We start from the raw sequence: 18726 nt of genomic DNA on the forward strand, positions 1-18726 counted from the left end.
CCGCCGCGGTCCGCGCCGGATTTCAGCCGATGCCGAGCTTCTTGGAGACCTCGCCGACATTCTGCTTGTTGGCGAGCAGCGCCGGCACATAGGTCTCGCGCGGCAGCGTCTCGCCGGCGAGGTAGCGGGCGACGTTCCGGATCGCGACGCGTCCGAGCTCGGCGGGCTGCTGGGCAACGTCGGCGGCGGCCGGCGAATTCGGATCGGCGACGAGCTGGAGCACTTCCGGGCTGCCGTCGACGCCATAGGTCCTGATCTCCGTGCGGCCGGCGGCGGCGAGCGCCTGCGTCGCGCCGAGCTGCGGGATGTCCCAGGCCGACCAGATGGCCTTGATCGATCCCTTTTCCGGATATTTGGCGAGGATCGCGGTGATCTGGGTGAAGGCATCCTGAACGGTGTTCGGGATCACGTCGCGCAGCTCCGGCTGCACGATCTGCACCTTCGGGAAATATTTGACCACGTTGACGAGCTGGTCGTAGCGGATGGCGCAGGGCGTGACGCCGTAAAAGCCGTTGAAGACGACGATATTGCCCTCGCCGCCGATATCGGAGACGAGCTGGAGGGCGAGATCCTTGCCGATGCCCCAGTTGTCCGAGGTGGAATTGTTGATCGAGTTGACCGAGCCGACATCGATGGTGAAGACCGGAATATCGGCCTCGCGCGCCTTCTTCAGCCAGGGATCGATGACGCTGAGCGTGCCGAGAAGCTGGACGATGGCGTCCGGCTTCTGGGCGATGAGCGTCTGGAGCTGGGAGACAAGCTTGCCGTCATTGCGGCTGGCATCCACGGCGATCGGCTCGCCGCCGAGACGCTTCACCTCCTCGATCTGGGCGTTGTAGGCCTGGAGATCGAAGAAATGATCGGTGCCGGCGGTGCTGATGCCGATGCGCTTGCCCTTGAGCGAAAGCCCGTCCTCGGCCGCGGCGGTGCGCGCCGCAAGAAGGCCCGTTCCCGCCACCACGCCGGCCACTGCGGTGAGCTTGAGGAGATTGCGGCGGTTGACGCCGGAGCGGATGTCGTCGGTCATGATGTCCCCGTCAGATCAATAATGATATAATCTATAAATTAAATATACTAACGAGCGGCGACAGGCAGGAATTTCCAAAATACGGGCGCCTTGGGAAAAGATTCGGCGCGGCGGACCGAAGGGACGCCGGCGCCATGTCCATTCCATGCCCGCCCCTCACTCCGCGCCCTCCGCCCGCGCGCGAAACGCGCCGGCAGGATGGCGGTCCGGCAGGCGGTCGCCTTCGCCGAAAAGGCGGTTGCGAAGGCTGCCCGCGCCGTAGGCTGTCTTGTAGCGCCCCCGCTCCTGCAGAATCGGAATGACGAGATCGATGAAGTCCTCGTAGCTTTCCGGCGCGACGGTGCGGGCGAGATTGAAGCCATCCACCTCGCCCTCGGCGATCCACTCCTCCAGTGCATCGGCAACCTGAGCGGGATCGCCCACGATCAGCGGATAACGCCCGCCGAGCGCCATGCCGGAGAGGATGGAGCGCTTCGTCCAGCCGCGCGCGCGGGCGAGATCGACGGAGGTCTGCACGAAATTGCCCTTGCCGTAGGCGATCGGCTCGTCGAGATCGTATTGCGAGAAATCGATGCCCGTGCCGGCGGAGAAATGCGCAAGGCCCGCCTCGGGGCTGGCATAGCGGGCGTAATCCTCGAACTTCTCCTTCGCCTTCTTTTCCGTACGGTCGACGACGACGGTGAGGCCGGCGAAGATGCGCACGTCCTCCGCCCGCCGGCCCGCTTCCACCGCGCCCTGGCGGATGGCGCGCGACGCCGTGCGGGCGACGCCGGTGTCGGGCGGCGAGATGAAGACGCATTCGGCGTGGCGGGCGGCGAACATCCGGCCGCGACCGGAGGTGCCGGCCTGGTAGAGCACCGGCGTGCGCTGGCGCGAAGGCTCGCTCAGATGATAGGCCTCGGCGCGGTAGAATTTTCCCTCGTGCCGGATTTTTCGCACCCGGGCCGGGTCCGAATAGACACGGGCGCGGCGATCGCGGATGACGGCGGCGTCGTCCCAGCTTCCTTCCCAGAACCGGTAGAGGAGATCGAGGAATTCGTCGGCCCGGTCGTAGCGCCGGTCGTGTTCGCCGAGCGCGGTTTCGCCCATCGCCCGCGCTGCGCTGTCGAGATAGCCGGTGACGATGTTCCAGCCGATGCGGCCTTCCGTCAGGTGGTCGAGCGTCGAGATACGGCGCGCGAAGATGGCGGGCGCCTCCGCATTGACGTTGACCGTAACGCCGAAGCCGAGCCCCTTCGTCACCGCCGCCATGGCGGAGACCAGCATCAGCGGATCATTGACCGGAAGCTGGATGGATTCGCGCAAGGTCAGGTCGACGGACTGCTGATAGACATCGTAGACCCCGACGATGTCGGCGAGGAACACGCCGTCGAACAGGCCGCGCTCCAGCGTCGCCGCCAGGTCCGTCCAGTAGCCGAGCCTGGTATAGCGGTGAGACTGGTCGCGCGGATGGGTCCAAAGCCCATGGTTGATATGGCCGGCGCAGTTCATCGTGAAGGCGTTGAGGAGGATTTCTTTTCGCATGTCTTCTTGCGGAAGGCGGCACGCGCCCTCCCCGTTCAAATCCACGAATGCAGCGGCGGCTGCACGCCGTTGAGGTAATACTGGCCGACCGCATGGAACTTCCAGCGCACCGGATCGTGCAGCGTGTGGGTGCGTGCGTCGCGCCAGAAACGGTCGAGATTGTGCGCGCCGAGCGTGGAACGCGTGCCGGCAAGCTCGAAAAGCTTGTTGGATGCGGCGAGCGCCACTTCCGTCGTCAGCACCTTGGCTTCCGCGACGGCGATCTTCGCCCTGCCGATCGTCTCCTCGGTGACGTCGGCGATGGTCTCGTCGAGCTGGCGGCCGGCCCGCTCCAAGAGCGCCTCGGCGGCGTGCAGGCGGATCTTGAGGTCGCCGATCGCCGCGATCGTGTAGGGATCGTCCGACGCCGTGTCGGAACCGCTGTCGATCCACGGGCGGGCGTGGTTGCGCACGAGGTCGATGGTCGCCTCGATGGCCCCGCGCGCGATGCCGGCGTCGATCGCCGCATGGATGAGCTGGCTCTGCGGGCCGACGGCGCTCTGGTTCTCGTAGACGATATGGGCGGGCAGAACGCGGGCTTCCGGGATCGCCACCTCGTCGAGGATCACCGTGCCGCTTGCCGTGGTGCGCTGGCCGAAGGCCGACCAGTCGTTGACGACCTCCAGCCCCGCCGCGCCCCGGTCGGCGACGGCGACGACGACATGGCCTGCCTCATCCAGCGCGACGATGGGCACGAGATGGGCGAAGAGCGCGCCGGTGGCGTAGAACTTCCGGCCCGAGACCACGAAATGATCGCCCTTGCGGACAAGCTTCGTCTCGAAGGCCTCGACGTTCTTGCCGCCGAACTCGGAAAACGCGTTGCCGAGCCGCTTGCCGGCCAGCACCGCGCCGAACAGCTCGTGCTTCTGCGCCTCGCTCCCCGTCTGGCGGATGACATCGATGATCTCGAAACTGTTCTGGGCGATCTGGGTCAGCGAGGGATCGCCCGCCGCAAGCGTCGCGAAAACTCTTGCAAGCGTAACCTGCGAGACGCCGGCCCCGCCATATTCCTTCGGGATGGTGATGCCCCACAGGCCGCTTTCGGAGAAGAGGTCGACCTCCGCGAAGGGGAGACGCCGCTCCCGGTCGCGCTCCTTCGCCTCGGCGGCGAACAGCGGCTTCAGCCGTTCCGCGACGGCGATCGCCTCCGCGTCGTCGCGGATGACATGGGCAGGCCTTTCCGGCGGGGCGGGCAGCCAGCCGGGGTCGCCGGGCGCGGGATCGGCGGGGGTTTGTCGGGCGGTGGCTTGGGTCGGGGTCATCGGTCTCGGCCGTCATTTCAGAAAGGGATTGCCGGGCTGCGATAGGGCGCAGCCCGGCGGCGAGGGACGAAAAATCAGAAGGCGGCGACCACCTGTCCCTTGTAGCGCTCCTCGATGAATTTCCGCGTCTCCTCGCTGTTCAGCGCCTTGGCGAGCTTGGCGACGCGCGCGTCGTCCTTGGTCTCGGGGCGGGTGACGAGATATTCGCTCCAGACATTGTGGCCGTCCTGGCCGCGGTCGATCAGCAGCGCCTTGGAGATGTCGAGCTTGGCCTCGAAGACGTAGTTGCCGTTGAGCGCGGCGAGATCGACCTCGCCGAGCGCGCGCGGCAGGAGCGCGGATTCCAGCTCGACGATCTTGAGGTTCTTCGGATTCTCGACCACGTCCTTGATGGTCGGCAGCGGGTCTTCCGGCGAGGTCAGCTCCGGCTTGCCGGAGACTTTGATGAGGCCGAGCTTCTGGAGCAGCAGCAGGCCGCGCCCGCCATTGACCGGATCGTTCGGGATCGCGACGGTCGCGCCGTCCCCGATCTTCCCAACCGAATCGATCTTCGTCGAATAGGCGACGAAGGGCTCGATATGCACGGGCACGATGGGCACCAGCTCCGTGCCGCGCTCCCGGTTGTAGTCGTTGAGGAACGGCCGGTACTGGTAATAGTTGGCGTCGAGTTCGCCGGAGACGAGCTGGGCGTTCGGCTGGATGTAGTCCGTGAAGACGCGGATATCGAGGTCGAGGCCGTCCCTGGCGAGGATCGGCTTGACGAATTCGAGGATCTCGGCGTGCGGAATGGCGGTGGCGCCGACGACGAGCGTCTCGTTCGCCCTGGCGGAGCCGAAGACGGCGAAGGCGAGGCTGGCGGCGATGGTGAGCGATTTCAGGATGCGCATGTGGGTCCTCCTGGCGCGGGTCATTTACGGGAGAAGTGGGCGACGAGACGGTTGCCGCTCGCCTGGATGAGCTGGACGAAGACGATGAGGATCGCCACGCAGACCAGCATGATTTCGGTCTGGAACCGGTGGTAGCCGTAGCGGATGGCGAGGTCGCCGAGCCCTCCGCCGCCGATCGCGCCGGACATCGCCGTATAGTCGACGAGCACGATCGCCGTGACGGTGACGGCCGCCAGCAGGCTCGGCAGCGCTTCGGGCAGCACGGCGCGCAGGATCGTCTGGCGCGTCGAGGCGCCCATGGCCAGGCTCGCCTCGATGACGCCGCGATCCACCTCGCGCAGCGCCGTCTCCACCAGCCGCGCGAAGAAGGGCGCTGTGCCGACGACGAGCGGGAAGATGATGCCGCGGATGCCGAGCGACGTGCCCGTAACGATGACGGTGACCGGCATCAGCACGATGAGCAGGATGATGAAGGGCACCGAGCGGATGATGTTCAGAACGAAGGAGAGGCCGCCATAGGCGACCGGCGCCTGGAAGAGCTGCTGCCGCCCGGTGAGAAACAGCAGGATGCCGAGCGGCAGGCCGACGATGACGGTGAGCAGCAGCGCACCGCCGACCATGGCGAGCGTCTGGCCGAGCGCCGCGCCGATATCGCCCCAGTAGATGTTCTCAAACGACATGGCGGGGCCTTTCCTCCGGCAGTGCGAGCAGCGCGCCGCCCTGCAGCTCCACGTCGACGCCGCTCGCCCGAAGGCCCGCGATCGCCCCTGCCACGTCCCGCCCGGAGAGCGAGACGATGAACTGCGCATAGGGCGTCTCGCGGATATGGCCGACTCGGCCGGCGAGGATGGCGTAGTCGACGAGGTTTTCCCGGGCGATGCGGCCGAGGATGGGCTTGTGCGCGGCAGGCCCCGTGAAGGTGAGGCGCACCGTGCGCCCGCCGAGATCGGCCCCTGCGACGGCGTCGAGCGAGCCGCCGTCCGGCTCGGCCTCGCGCACCAGCCGCAGCGTCGCGGGGTGGCGCGGGTGCAGGAAGACGTCCGTCACCGGCCCCTCCTCGACCACGCGGCCGCGATCGAGCACGGCAACGCGGTCGCAGGTGCGGCGGATCACGTCCATCTCATGGGTGATGAGCACGATGGTGACGCCGAGGTCGCGGTTGATCTGGCGCAGGAGATCGAGCACCGCACCCGTCGTCTGCGGATCGAGCGCGCTCGTCGCCTCGTCGCAGAGAAGGACCGAAGGCTCGCAGGCGAGCGCCCGTGCGATGCCGACGCGCTGCTTCTGCCCGCCCGAAAGCTGGCGCGGATATTTCCCGGCGTGTTCGGAAAGGCCGACGCGGGCAAGCAGCGCGGCGACCCGCCCGGAAATCTCGGCCTTGCCGTATTCGCCGGTCAGCTCCAGCGGATAGGCGACATTGCCGGCGACCGTGCGGGCGCTGAGCAGGTTGAAATGCTGGAAGACCATGCCGATCGACCGGCGAAGGGCGCGCAGACGCTCGCCGCGGGCCTCCGTCACCCGCTCGCCGGCGACGAAGACGTCGCCGCCGCTCGGGCGCTCCAGGAGGTTGATGAGCCGCACCAGCGTCGACTTCCCCGCGCCGGAGGAGCCGATGACGCCGAAAATCTCGCCCTTGGCGACGGAGAGATCGACGCCGTCGAGCGCGGCGGCCGCGCCTTCCCTGCCGGAAAAACTCTTGGTGACGCGTTCAAGCCTTATCATCGCCGTCAGCCCGCGCTTGCGCCGATGCGCCACTGATAGGGCGGTGGCGTGCCATTGACGGCGAAATCGCCGATGATGCGGTGCTTGTAGATGCGCGGATTGTGCGAGGCGAGCGTGCGGGCGTTGCGCCAGTGCCGGTCGAGGCCGGCGGACTTCTTCGTCGCGGAGGCGCCGAGCGCATCGAAGAGCAGCGTCGCGGCTTCGAGGATGAGGTCGGAGACGACCGTCTGGGCCTGCGCGGCTTCAAGCTCGGCAATGGCATTGGCCTTTTCCTCCGCCTCCGCATCGTCGACGAAATGCGCTTCGAAGGCGCGCTGGACGCCGTTGGCCGCCTGGAGGGTGATCGCCCCCGCCGCATAGGCCGCGGCGCGGATGCGCCCGACGACCTGCAGGACCTGCGGATCCTCGCTGGGGCGCGCGGCCGCGGCGTGGGTATAGGTGCGCCGGCGCTCCACCACGGCTTTCGCGACGTCGGCAGCGATCGCCCGGCCGATGCCGGCGAGCGTGGCGAGGTGCACGAGCTGGTAGAAGGCGGCCGAATATTTGAAGCGCTCGTCGTCGACGACGATGTCCCCGGGCTCGACCACGACGTCGCGGAAGATGGCCGTGCCGCTCGCCGTCAGCGTCTGGCCGAAACCGTCCCAGTCGTCAATGACCGCGACGCCGGCGGCCTCGCGCCGCACCGCGACGGCGATCCCCTCGCCCGCCGCGTCGCTCGCGCCGACATCGATCCAGTCGGCGAAGAGCGAGCCGGTCGTGTAGTATTTCTCGCCGTTGAGGACGAGCCGGCCATCCTTCTCCGCGACGGTCGTGGAGAAGCGGTCGAGCGCCGCGCCTGCGCCGATCTCGCTCCAGGCGCTGCCGGCGGTCTCGCCCCGCGCGATGCGGGCGACCCACAGGGCGCGGCGTGCGGCATCCTTCGTGTTCAGGATATCCTCGGTGAAGCCGAAATGGGCGCGCAGGGTCTGCGTGACATTGGAATCGGCTGCGGAAAGCTCGATCAGCAGATTGAAGAACTGCGGCAGGCTCGCCCCCTTGCCGCCCGCCTCCACCGGCAGGCGGACCGCGCCGAAACCGGCCTCCTTCAAGCGGCGGATCGCCTCGTATGGCAGATCGCGCCCCAGGTCGCGCGCGGTCGCCTGCGCGGCTATCTCCGCGAAAATCGGCCGGAACGGCGCGGCCAGCGCCTCATATCGTTCACCGGGGCCGGCGCCCCAGGCATTATCGATCTGCGTCATGCATCCTGCTCATCGTCGCTGCCGTGCCGGCCTTGGAACCGGTCACGCTTGGAATTGACGAGGAGAGTAGCCTTCGCCGCAGATAAATACAGAAATTCTATCTTTTTTATATATTATAAAGCGAAACGCTGTTCCCCTCGCTGCCGGAGCGCACGCAGCGCAAGGAAAACCCCGGCGCGAGGAGGAAGCGCCGGGGTCACACGCCGATCGGGGTGGCCGGCCTCAGGCCAGCGCGATGGCTCGTTCCAGATCGGCGATCAGGTCGTCGGGATGTTCGAGGCCGATGGAAAGGCGCACATAGCCGGGCGTGACGCCGGTCGCGAGCTGGTCTTCCAGCGAGAGCTGCGAATGGGTCGTCGTCGACGGGTGGATCGCCAGCGACCGGGCATCGCCGATATTGGCGAGGTGATAGAAAAGCTGGAGGCTGTCGATGAAGCGGCGCCCCGCCTCGCGCCCGCCCTCCAGCTCGAAGCCCACCAGCGCGCCGAAATAACCCGGCTTGAAATATGTGTCCGCCCGCGCCTTCGCCTCGCCGTCCTGGAATTTCGGGAAGATGACACGTTTCACCTTGGCATGGCCCTTGAGATATTCGGCGACCTTCACCGCGTTCTCGTTGTGCTGGCGAAGGCGAAGCGGCAGGGTCTCGAGGCCCTGGATGAACTGGAAGGCGTTCTGCGGGCTGATCGCCGCGCCGAGATCGCGCAGCAGTACGGCGCGGGCGCGCAGGATATAGGGATGGAAGGCGATGGCCTCGGCCTTCTCGATCCACGTCTTGCCCTGGTAGCTTGCATCCGGCTCGGTGAGGTTCGGCTGGCGCGCGGCATGCTCCGCCCAGGGGAAATTGCCGCCGTCGACGATCGCGCCGCCGATGGAGGTGCCGTGGCCACCGATATATTTCGTGGTCGAGTAGACGACGACCGCCGCGCCGTGCTCCAGCGGCCGGATGATCAGGGGCGCTGCCGTGTTGTCGACGATCAGCGGAATGCCGTGCCGGCGGCCGATGGCCGCGACCTCGGATATCGGGAAGACTTCCAGCTTCGGGTTCGGCAGGGATTCGGCGTAGTAGGCGCGTGTACGCTCGTCGGTCGCCGCCTCGAAGGCCTGCGGGTCCGACACATCGACGAAACGGGTCTCGATGCCGAAGCTTTTCAGGGTCGCGGCGAAGAGCGCCCAGGTGCCGCCGTAGAGACCGGCGGCGCTGACGATGTTGTCGCCGGCCCGGGCGACGTTGAGGATCGCGAAAGCCGAGGCCGCCTGGCCGGAGGAGAGCGCCAGCGCGGCCGCGCCGCCTTCAAGCTCGGCCAGGCGCTGCTCGAAGGCGTCCTGTGTCGGGTTGGAGACGCGGGTGTAGAGATGGCCGGGCGCTTCGAGGGCGAAGAGCCTGTCGGCGCCGTCCGTGCCGGGCAGCTGGAAGGACGTCGTCTGGTAGATAGGCACGGCGACCGCGCCGCTTGCCGGATCGAAGCGGAAGCTGCCGCCGTGCAGCGCGATCGTCTCGGGATGGCGGCTCTTGAAGGTCGCGGCTCCGGCCGGGACCTCGACGATATCCTGTTCGGCGACCTCGGGGGCTTGATGGATCGTCATGGCACTTCTCCTTTGCTGCGGCGCATTCAGGCGCGCGAGGGACGGACGGACAGGATGGCGCCCGCAACGAGAATGCTCGCCGCGGCCCAGAAGGCTTCCGGCGCATACCAGCGGATGCCGTAGAGATGATCGTTGGTGCACAGTGCCTGGGCGAGCGTGCAGAGGTCGCTCGCGCCGGCAAGGCACGTGACGGCCTGGCGGACGGTGAGGTAGTCGTTCTCGACGACCTTGCCGAAGATCAGCCACCACCAGCCGACGGCAAGGACAGCGAGGACACCGCCGGCAAGCGCGACGGCGTGGTGGGCGAGCCGCGCGCTAGACGTCATGGGAGATCCCCAGCTTTTCGAGCAGCGACCGGCGCAGCGCGACGAGGTTCGCATCGTCCCGGCGGCGCGGATGCGGCTGGCCGACGCGCACCTCCGCGACGATGGAAGCGGGCCGGTCGGAGAGCACGATGACGCGGTCGGCGAGCAGCAGGGCCTCCTCGACATCGTGCGTGACGAGCAGTGCGGTGAAGCCGGCGCTCTTCCACAGATCGAGGAGCTCGTTCTGCATCCTGAGCCGCGTCAGCGAATCGAGCTTGCCGAAGGGTTCGTCGAGCAGCAGCAGCTTGGGATCGTTGACGAGCGCGCGGGCGAGCGCGGCGCGCTGCGCCATGCCGCCGGAAAGCTGGTGCGGGTAGAAATCGGAAAAGCCTTCCAGCTTCACCAGCGTCAGCACCTCGTCGATGCGGTGTCCCCGCTCGCGGACGAGGCCGCGCGCCTCGAGGCCCGTCGCGACGTTGCCGCGCACGGTGCGCCAGGGAAACAGCGTCGCATCCTGGAAGACGAGGATGCGGTCGGGGTTCGGCGCGGTGATCGGCCGGCCGTTTTCCAGCACCTTGCCGGCGGTCGGCGTCTCCAGCCCGGCGGCAAGGCGCAGCAGCGTGGACTTGCCGCAGCCGGACGGTCCCAGCAGGGCGACGAATTCGCCCGGCGCGATCGTCAGGCTCACATCGTCGAGAACCTGCAGGTCCTTGCCGTCGAGCTCGTAGCGATGGGAAACGCCTTCCACGTCGAGCGCGATGCTGTCGGCAGCGGTTTCCGCAAGAGCCAGCGCCATCAGAGAATCCCCTTCTGCCAGCCGAGCAGGCGGTCGCGCACGACGAACAGGAGGCGCACGAGCCCGGCGCAGATCAGCGCCATGACGATGAGGGCGGCATAGACATTGGCATAGGCCGAATAGGCCGTGTTGAACTGGAGATACCAGCCGAGGCCGAACTTGGCGCCAAGCATTTCGGCGACGACCAGCACGGCGAAGGAATAGTAGAGCCCCATGAAGAGGCCGACGAAGACGTTCGGCAGCGAAGCGGGAATCGCGACCTTGAAGATGAGGAAGCGGTTGTCCGCGCCCAGCGTGCGGGCGACGTCGTAGAAGGACCGGTTGACCTGGCTGACGCCCGCCGCCGTGAGGATCGCGACCGGGATGCCCGAAGCGAGCGCCACGAGGAAGATCGAGGCGTGGAAGGTGGACGGGAAGATGAAGAAGGTGCAGGGAATCCAGGCGCTTGCCGGCACAGGCCCGATCAGCTTGAGAAGCGGCATGCCCCAATAGGCGAAACGCTTCGACCAGCCGAGCGCGACGCCGCCTGCAAAGCCGACGAGGACGCCGGAAAAGAAGCCGAGCCCCCAGAGCCGGCCGGTATAGGCGACGCAGATCAGCAGGCGGTCCCAGTCCGTGACATAGACATGCAGCAGGCCCTGCGGCGGCGAGAAGAACGGCTTCGGCAGCCAGCCGAGCTTGGCGGTCAGCACTTCCCAGACCGCAAGCCAGAGGCCGAGCACGATGAACCAGGGCCCGTAATGGACGAGCGTGCGGCCAAGGCCGCCGAGCCGGTGGACCGTGACCGACAGCGCAAGGAAAATCCCCGCCCCGGCCAGCGCGAGGAGGGCGAAGAGCTGCGTCGCGCCCCAGGTGATGACATCGGGCAGAACATAGGTCAGCGCCGCGGCGAGAAACCACGTGCCGGCCGCAAACAGCCCGTTGCGCCAGATGCCGGGAAGAGAGGGGGCGAAGGTGCGCCGCCCTGCCCCGCCGAATGTGTCCTCGACCGCCGCGCTCATGGCATCACGCGAAGATGTCGATGGTGATGCGGCTCGCGATCTCCTCGGGATCGGTGGAGGCGTCGATGACACCGGTCAGCTTCAGGTCCTCGTAGCCGATCCGCACCTCCTTCAGCAGGTCCTTGCCGAACCAGTGGTCGTGGTAGGTGAAGGCGGCAAGCACCTCCGTCAGGTCCTCCAGCGAGAGGCCCGGCTTCAAGGTGTCGAAATACCACTTGGCCACCTCGTCCGGGTGCTTGGCCGTGTACTGGTGGATTTCGAGGTTGGCGGCGGCGACGCGCTTGATGGCGTCCCTATTGGCTTCGTAGTAGTCGCCATTGACGCCGAGCACGCAGCAGACGCGGTCCTTGAAGCTGCCGGTCTGCGTGTCGGCGACGCGGCGGAAGCCGTGCTGCTTCTCATAGGAATAGGCCCAGGGGTCCATGTGCGCGACGGCATCCGCCTCCCCCTTCAGCACGCCCTCGGCCACGAGGTCGAAGGGGAAGACCTTCCAGGTGACGTCGGTTTCCGGATTAAGCCCCGCCTTGGCGAGCGCGACCGAGAAGGCGACGCGCGAGGGCGACATGACGTCGAACGTTCCGATCGTCTTGCCCTTGAGGTCCGTCAGCGTCGTGATGTCGCTCTCCGGCTTGACGAGGATGCTCTGGCAGCCGCCGTGCGAGCCGGCGAAGAGCCGCACGTCGAAGCCCTGCTCGATCGGCTTCAGCCAGTCGTAGAGCAGGCCGGGGCCGGCCTCGGCCTTGCGGGTGGCGAGCGCCTGGATGAGCGTCTGGCCGCTCGCCCCTTGGTAGAACAGTTCCACATCGAGGCCGTGCTTGGCATAGATGCCCTTGGCAAGGCCGAAGCCGACGGGAGAATGGCAGGCGGCGACCTCGGTCCATTCCAGCTTGATCGGGATGAGGTTGCCGGCAATGGCATAGCGCGTCGAGCGCGCGCCGATGACGCCTGCCGTGGCGGCAACGGCCGTGACGCCGGCCGCCTTGATCAGGCCGCGGCGCGACAGGCCCCTGGAAAGCATGGTTTCGGATTGCTGGCTCATCGGATGTCCCCTCGCGAAGTGATGCGGCCAGCGTAGCAAAATCACATTTAGTTTATAGATTTTATAGATTATTTCGAAAGGCTATCGGGGAATATTCTTTTGCCGTTCGCCCGCGCGACGGATTTGCCGTTCCTTCGCGCACGGCAACAGGCGCTTCCATGGACTATTGTCACCGCAAGCGGCCTGGCCTGAGCATATCGTCCGCGGCTTCTTCGGCCGGCCTCTTCGAGAAACACCCAAGCCTCCCAGGTTACAGGCAGCCCCCACACTTCGCAGATCGAAACCGGCCATCAAGCGCTGTCCCCGGAAAGCTGCAGCGCGCGGCAGGACGAGATCCGGCTCCACCAACGGTGCTCCACCGGCGCCGCGCAAGGATTAATTCGCGGGCGGGCGGTACAAGAGAATATAATTTCTTACTCAAACTATAGAATTTATTATCTTACGAGGCATCCCGTTCCTCAATCCGGAAGACAGCGCATGAGCAAATCCGACCAGCCCCTCGATTTCCTCTGGTTCATCCCAAGTTCCGGCGACGGTTCCTATCTCGGCTCGGACGAGCTCAGCCGCCCGCCGGACCCGGGCTATTTCCGGGAGATCGCGGTTGCGGCCGACCGGCTGGGCTATTCCGGCGTGCTCATTCCCGTCGGCGCGGCGTGCGAGGAATCCTTCGTGCTCGCCGCCGATCTCGCCGCCCGGACCGAGAAGCTGAAATTCCTCGTGGCCATCCGCCCCGGCACGGCGACGCCCGCCTACTACGCCCGCCTCGCCTCCACGCTCGACCGCGTGTCGAACGGCCGCCTGCTGCTCAACATCGTGGTCGGCGGCAGCGCGCAAGAGCTTGCCGGCGACGGCATCTTCCTGCCGCATGACGAGCGCTACGACCACGCGGCCGAATTCATCCAGGTCTTCAACGAGCTGATCGAGACCGGCCGTTCCACCCTCGACGGCAAGTATATAAAGGCAATCGACGCGAAGCTCGGCCTGCCACCGGTGCAGCAGCCGCGCCCGCCGATCTATTTCGGCGGGTCGTCCGATGCGGCGATCGATTTCGCCGGCGGCATCGTCGACAAATACCTCACCTGGGGCGAGCCGCCGGCGCAGGTCGCCGAGAAGATCGCCCATGCCCGCAAGGCCGCCGCCGCGAAGGGCCGCGAGGCGACCTTCGGCATCCGCCTGCATTTCATCGTCCGCGAGACGGACGAAGAGGCATGGGAGGCCGCCGACCGGCTGATCTCCAAGCTCTCGGACGAGGCCATCGCCTCGGCTCAGGCGGTGCTGACGAAGAACTCCGATTCCGTCGGCCAGGCCCGCATGGTGGCCCTGCACAACGGCCGGCGCGACAAGCTGGAGGTCTCGCCGAACCTGTGGGCCGGCATCGGCCTCGTGCGCTCGGGCGCCGGCACAGCCCTCGTCGGCTCGCCGAAGACCGTCGCCGCCCGGCTTCGCGAGTACCAGGCGCTCGGCATCGACACGGTCATCGCCTCGGGCTATCCGCATGTCGAGGAGGCCTATCGCGTCTCCGAGCTCCTCTTCCCGGAACTCGGCCTGCCCGGCCCCCGGGGCCAGCTGCGCTCGTCCTTCGGCGGCCATCAGGTCTTCGGCGGCGGCGGCCACGGCGGCAACGTCAAGCTGACGTCGGCATCCTAGCCGCAATCAATCCCGCCTCCCCGGGTGGGCCACCCGGCGGCAAACACGGGCCTTCTCAGATCATGTATTCCGGCTCGCTGAGGCTCTGGTCCATGGTCACGCCCGGCAGGACCGTATGGGGCCTGCCCACCGGTCGCGCCGGAACGCCGACGACAGACGTGTAGGGCGCGACCGGCCCGACGACGACGCTGCCGGCCCCGATCTTCGCGCCGATGCCCACCTCGATGTTCCCGAGGATCTTCGCGCCCGCTCCGATCAGCACGCCGCGGCGCACCTTCGGATGCCGGTCGCCCGTTTCCTTGCCGGTCCCGCCGAGCGTCACGTTCTGCAGGATGGAGACGTCATCCTCCACCACTGCCGTCTCGCCGATGACGAGGCCGCTGCCGTGATCCAGCATGATGCCGCGTCCCATCACCGCGGCTGGATGGATGTCGATCGCGAAGGTCTCCGAAATCCGGCTCTGGATGTGGCGGGCAAGGTGCCGCCGGCCCGTCGCCCAGAGCCAATGGCCGACACGGTAGGCCTGCAATGCGGAAAAGCCCTTGAAATAGAGGAAGGGCGTCAGCGCCTCGCTGTTCGAGGGATCACGGTCCTTCACCGCCTGGAGGTCCGCGGCCGCCGCCCCGAGCAGGCCCGGCCTGTCGGTATAGGCGCCGTAAATGAGCGCGAGCAGCTCGTCGCGGTCGACGTCGTGGTCGGCCAGCTTGATCGCCAGCCGGTGCGAGAGCGCATGGCCGAAACTCGCATGCATCAGCACGGCCGAGTTCATCGCCCGCGCCAGCGCCTGGTCGCGCTGGGCTGCCGCGGCTGCTTCCTCCCGCAGGGCTTGCCAAAGCGTGGCGACCACGCCGCGGGCCGCGTCCTCGACGGGAAGGAAAACGACGTTGCTCTCGTGTCCGGGCATGGCCCGATCTCCTCGGACTGGGACGGGAAAGGACTTCACGCCTTTGCCGGCTTCTCCAACAGGTGCAGCAGGTCCGGATGGTGCTTTGCCGCGACATCCGGATGGGACCTGAGGCGGCTCTTCAGGTGGTTTATGCCGACCTCGCGGAAGATCGGGTTGAGCGGATCGACCGTCACGCCGCGCTCGCCGCGCTTCAACGCCTCCGCGAGGGGAATGACGGGGATGGTCGCGTCGTAGCGCGCGCCGAGGAAGAGGGCGACGGAGAAGCGCTCCGTGCCGGCGGGCGGCGTGACGACATCGTGCACGTCGGCGCGCACGAAACCGTTGGTCGCAAGCTCCAAGAGCTCGCCGCTGTTGATGACGAAGGTGCCCGGCACCGGCGGCGCCTCGATCCAGACGCCCTCCTCCGTGCGGATACGCAGGCCCGGCGTCGTATCCTGCAGCAGTACCGTGACGAAACCGCCGTCCTTGTGCGCGCCGACGCCCTGGTCGCTGCCGGCGGCCTCGCGGCCGGGATAGCGGATGATCTTCAGAAGCTGCGAGGGCGACGGCTCGTAGATTTCGGCAAAGGCGTTTTCCGGCTGGCCGAGCGAAAGTGCGATGGCTTTCAGCACATCGATGCCGATGCGGGTGACCTCGGCCTGATAGCGCAGCAGCAGCGGCCTCAGGTCCGGCAGGGCTTCAGGCCACTGGTTGGGGCCGTAGAGGCGGTTCCAGGGCGTGTCCGGTCCATCCTCGACCGGCGTGCCTTCCGTGTTGATGTCGAGCTGCTCGCGCCAGTCCTGCTCGCCGCGGGTGCGCTCGTAACCGGCCCGGTTGTAGCCGCGGAAATGCGGCGACTTCACCATCTCGATCGACAGCTTGTCCGCTTCCGGCAGGGCGAAGAACCGCTTTGATGCGGCCAGCACGTCATCGATCAGGCTCTGCGGCACGCCATGGCCGGTGAGATAGAAAAAGCCGTGATCGTGCAGGATGCGCGTCAGTTCCCGGATGAAACCCGCGCGCTCTTCGGGGCTGCCGTAGAAGCGGGAAAAGTCGATGGTCGGCAGATGGACGGGTTTGGCATGGATGGTCATGGGGGCCTCATAAGGATGACTTCCGGCCGGCGCCGCGGCAGGATGGTTCTACACGGCGTCCAGGATCTGCCTTTGCAGATCGACGGCCCGCGGGTCGGCAAGCTCCTGCCGGGGACGGTCGAGATCGATGTCGATATCGAGGGCGATGGCACCCTCGCGCAGCACGACGACGCGATCGGCCAGCGCCACGGCTTCCGCGACGTCGTGGGTGATCAGCACCGTGGTGAAGCGGCGATCCGTCCAAATCCGCTCCAGCAGGCGGTGCATCTCGATGCGCGTCAGCGCGTCCAGCGCGCCGAAGGGCTCGTCGAGCAGCAGGATCTGCGGCTCGCTGACCAGCGCCCGGGCAAGCGCCACGCGCTGCCGCTGGCCACCGGAAAGCACGCTCGGCCAGTCGTTCTCGCGGCCTTCGAGCCCGACATCGACAAGCGTACGCCTCGCCTTCTCCTGCCAGTTCGCACCGCGGGCGATGCCGACATTCTCGACGACGCGCTGCCACGGCACCAGGCGCGCCTCCTGGAAGAGAAGGCGGACGGAGGGATGCAGGCGCTCGACCTTGCCCCCGCCGATGCCGACGCGGCCACTGTCAGGCGTGTCGAGGCCGGCGACAAGACGCATCAGCGTCGACTTCCCGCCGCCCGACCGGCCGACGACGGCAAGGAACTTGCCCGCCGGAATCTCCAGGTTGAAGTTCGCGAGCACATTCAGCCTGCCGAAGGACTTCTCCACCCGCGACAGCGAGATCGGCAGGCCCGCCGCGGCATCCGGCATATCGAAAGCGGCGGTGCTCATCGCTCTCCTCCCTGCCGTGCCTGATAGGCGGGGTGCCAGACCAGCACGCGCTTTTCGATCGCGCGGGTCGCCACATCCGCAAGCTTGCCGAGAAGGGCGTAGACGATGATGCCGAGCAGGACGATGTCCGTCTGCAGGAATTCCCGCGCGTTCATCGTCATGTAGCCGATGCCGCTGGTGGCGGAGATCGTCTCGGCGACGATGAGCGTCAGCCACATGAAGCCGAGGGCATAGCGCAGGCCGACGAGAATGGAGGGCAATGCGCCGGGCAGGATGATGCGCGTGATCAGCGCCTTGCGGTCGAGCCCGTAGACGGAAGCCATCTCGACAAGCTGCGGATCGATGGTGCGCACGCCGTAGAAGGTGTTGATGTAGATCGGGAAGAAGACGCCGATCGAGACGAGGAAGATCTTCGCCGTCTCGTCGATGCCGAACCAGAGGATGACGAGGGGGATGAGCGCCAGATGCGGGATGTTGCGCACCATCTGCAGCGTGCTGTCGAATGCCGTCTCGGCCGGCTTCCACAATCCGTTGACGACACCCGCGACGAAGCCGAGCCCGCCGCCGATGGCAAGGCCGATCAGCGCGCGCTGCGTGGAGGCGAGCGTGTGGACGAGAAGCGAACCGTCCAGCAGCGACCGCCAGAACGCGGCGGCGACGGTCGTCGGCGCCGGCATGAGGCGGGCGGTCACGAGGCCCGTCCGCGCCGCGATCTCCCAGACGATGAGGAGAACGACGGGAAGGGCCCAGGGCGCCAGCGCGCTCCCCAGGCCCTTGAGGTTGAGCTTGCGGGTTTCGCCGGCAGCATAACCGGCCGCCGACGTCTCCGCCATCAGGCACCACCCTTGCGCACGACATCCGCGATCGAGATCTTCTCGGGGATCAGGCCGAGGTCGAAGAAGGTATCGGCGATCGACTGCTGCTGCCTGATGACGCTCTCGTCGATCGCCTTGACGCCATAGGACTGGCGCTCGAGCGCGATGGCGAGCACATCCTGCGGAATGCCGACGGAGGGCGCAAGCTCCGCCGCGGCCGCGGCGGTATTGGCCTTCGCCCATTCGTCGATCTCGGCAACGGCCTCAATGACCACGTCAACCGCCTCGGGATTGTTCTCCACGAAGCTCTTCGCACCGAGATAGAACTGATGGTTCGGCACGATGCCTTCGCCGTTGCGCAGCTCGCGTGCCTCGATCGCCACTTCCGCGGCCGCCTGGAAGGGATCCCAGATCACCCATGCATCGACCGCCCCCTGCTCGAAGGCGGCGCGGGCATCGGCCGGCGGCAGGAAGGAGGTCTTGATGTCGCTATATTTCAGGCCCGCCTCCTCCAGCGCCTTGACGAGCAGGTAGTGCACATTCGATCCCTTGTTGAGCGTGACCGTCTTGCCCTTGAGGTCCGCCACCGTCTTGATGGGGCTGTCCTTGGGCACGAGGATCGCCTCGCCGCGCGCGGCCGGCGGTTCGTGGGCGATGTAGATGAGCGGCGCGCCGGCGGCCTGTGCGAAAATCGGCGGCGTTTCGCCGGTCGTGCCGAAATCGACGGCGCCGACATTGAGCGCCTCCAGCAGCTGCGGGCCGGCGGGAAACTCCGTCCAGGTCACCGTATAGCCGATCCTCTCCAGCTTTTCCTCAAGGAGGCCCTTGCCCTTGAGCAGAACGAGCGTACCGTATTTCTGGTAGCCGATGCGGACCGTCTTGTCGGAAGCGTATGCCGGCCCGCCGCCGAGAAGCGGCAGGGCGAGCAGGGCAGCGAGAGCCGTCGAGAAAAAGCGGCGTGAAATCTTCATGGCATTCCCCTGGGTCAAGATCAATTAGATTATATAATCTATAGAATATAATTGATTTCGAGGGCGCCCATTCCAACCTTTCCCGGGCCCGTAGTTT

Annotated in this window: 18 protein-coding genes; 1 reads left to right on the forward strand and 17 read right to left on the reverse strand. The window is 66.8% G+C overall.

All coding sequences use genetic code 11. From position 1 onward, the window contains the following. Window positions 1-22: 22 nt before the first annotated feature. From AABQ55_RS23350 to AABQ55_RS23405, 12 genes are all read right to left on the reverse strand, one after another. A complete protein-coding gene (locus tag AABQ55_RS23350; RefSeq protein WP_272807792.1) occupies window positions 23-1027 on the reverse strand; it encodes a sugar ABC transporter substrate-binding protein in 1005 nt (334 codons plus the stop codon). A gap of 156 nt (window positions 1028-1183) precedes the next feature. Further along, window positions 1184-2551 (reverse strand): LLM class flavin-dependent oxidoreductase, encoded by a 1368-nt coding sequence (locus tag AABQ55_RS23355; protein ID WP_272807791.1) that lies wholly within the window; start codon window positions 2549-2551, stop codon window positions 1184-1186. A gap of 35 nt (window positions 2552-2586) precedes the next feature. After that, entirely contained in the window at window positions 2587-3852 is a 1266-nt protein-coding gene (locus AABQ55_RS23360; protein WP_272807790.1) for an SfnB family sulfur acquisition oxidoreductase, read from the reverse strand. A gap of 74 nt (window positions 3853-3926) precedes the next feature. Further along, window positions 3927-4739, reverse strand: coding sequence for a MetQ/NlpA family ABC transporter substrate-binding protein (locus AABQ55_RS23365; protein ID WP_272807789.1), 813 nt, complete (start codon window positions 4737-4739; stop codon window positions 3927-3929). 20 nt (window positions 4740-4759) lie between these two features. Then, entirely contained in the window at window positions 4760-5419 is a 660-nt protein-coding gene (locus AABQ55_RS23370; protein WP_272807788.1) for a methionine ABC transporter permease, read from the reverse strand. Then, entirely contained in the window at window positions 5409-6461 is a 1053-nt protein-coding gene (locus tag AABQ55_RS23375; protein ID WP_272807787.1) for a methionine ABC transporter ATP-binding protein, read from the reverse strand. Before AABQ55_RS23375 ends, AABQ55_RS23370 begins: the two co-directional genes overlap by 11 nt. Before the next feature lie 5 nt (window positions 6462-6466). Then, the gene (locus tag AABQ55_RS23380) at window positions 6467-7699 is read right to left on the reverse strand and encodes an acyl-CoA dehydrogenase family protein (RefSeq protein ID WP_272807786.1); all 1233 of its coding nucleotides are present in this window, start codon (window positions 7697-7699) and stop codon (window positions 6467-6469) included. Window positions 7700-7921: 222 nt separating this feature from the next. Beyond that, window positions 7922-9283 carry an O-acetylhomoserine aminocarboxypropyltransferase/cysteine synthase family protein gene (locus AABQ55_RS23385; RefSeq protein ID WP_272807785.1) on the reverse strand — a complete coding sequence of 454 codons (1362 nt, stop codon included), beginning with the start codon at window positions 9281-9283 and terminating at the stop codon, window positions 7922-7924. Window positions 9284-9309: 26 nt separating this feature from the next. After that, window positions 9310-9609, reverse strand: coding sequence for a hypothetical protein (locus AABQ55_RS23390; RefSeq protein ID WP_272807784.1), 300 nt, complete (start codon window positions 9607-9609; stop codon window positions 9310-9312). Further along, window positions 9599-10384: an ABC transporter ATP-binding protein gene (locus AABQ55_RS23395; RefSeq protein WP_272807783.1), complete on the reverse strand. Its 786-nt coding sequence runs from the start codon at window positions 10382-10384 to the stop codon at window positions 9599-9601. Before AABQ55_RS23395 ends, AABQ55_RS23390 begins: the two co-directional genes overlap by 11 nt. Further along, on the reverse strand, window positions 10384-11385 hold the full coding sequence (locus tag AABQ55_RS23400; protein WP_272807782.1) for an ABC transporter permease: 1002 nt from the start codon (window positions 11383-11385) through the stop codon (window positions 10384-10386). Before AABQ55_RS23400 ends, AABQ55_RS23395 begins: the two co-directional genes overlap by 1 nt. 4 nt (window positions 11386-11389) lie before the next feature. Next, window positions 11390-12424, reverse strand: a complete 1035-nt coding sequence (locus tag AABQ55_RS23405) for an ABC transporter substrate-binding protein (RefSeq protein ID WP_272807781.1) — start codon at window positions 12422-12424, stop codon at window positions 11390-11392. 477 nt (window positions 12425-12901) lie between these two features. On the opposite strand from AABQ55_RS23405, the gene ssuD reads away from it, so the two are divergent. Further along, on the forward strand, window positions 12902-14071 hold the full coding sequence (gene ssuD / locus AABQ55_RS23410) for an FMNH2-dependent alkanesulfonate monooxygenase (protein ID WP_244766425.1): 1170 nt from the start codon (window positions 12902-12904) through the stop codon (window positions 14069-14071). A gap of 55 nt (window positions 14072-14126) precedes the next feature. Here ssuD and cysE read toward each other — a convergent pair whose 3' ends face one another. Genes cysE through AABQ55_RS23435 form a run of 5 tightly spaced genes read right to left on the reverse strand, consistent with a single transcriptional unit; the run spans window position 14127 to window position 18629 of the window. Beyond that, window positions 14127-14975, reverse strand: a complete 849-nt coding sequence (gene cysE, locus AABQ55_RS23415) for a serine O-acetyltransferase (protein ID WP_272807780.1) — start codon at window positions 14973-14975, stop codon at window positions 14127-14129. Window positions 14976-15010: 35 nt separating this feature from the next. Further along, window positions 15011-16051, reverse strand: a complete 1041-nt coding sequence (locus AABQ55_RS23420; protein WP_272807779.1) for an isopenicillin N synthase family dioxygenase — start codon at window positions 16049-16051, stop codon at window positions 15011-15013. 48 nt (window positions 16052-16099) lie between these two features. Then, a complete protein-coding gene (locus AABQ55_RS23425; protein WP_272807778.1) occupies window positions 16100-16843 on the reverse strand; it encodes an ABC transporter ATP-binding protein in 744 nt (247 codons plus the stop codon). Further along, complete coding sequence (locus AABQ55_RS23430) at window positions 16840-17676, reverse strand: ABC transporter permease subunit (RefSeq protein ID WP_272807777.1); 837 nt, start codon at window positions 17674-17676, stop codon at window positions 16840-16842. Before AABQ55_RS23430 ends, AABQ55_RS23425 begins: the two co-directional genes overlap by 4 nt. Then, window positions 17676-18629, reverse strand: coding sequence for a sulfonate ABC transporter substrate-binding protein (locus AABQ55_RS23435; protein ID WP_272807776.1), 954 nt, complete (start codon window positions 18627-18629; stop codon window positions 17676-17678). The genes AABQ55_RS23430 and AABQ55_RS23435 overlap by 1 nt, the downstream gene beginning before the upstream one ends. Window positions 18630-18726 lie beyond the last annotated feature (97 nt).

Source organism: Shinella sp. WSD5-1 (genome assembly GCF_963942435.1).
GTDB classification, from domain to species: domain Bacteria; phylum Pseudomonadota; class Alphaproteobacteria; order Rhizobiales; family Rhizobiaceae; genus Shinella; species Shinella yambaruensis.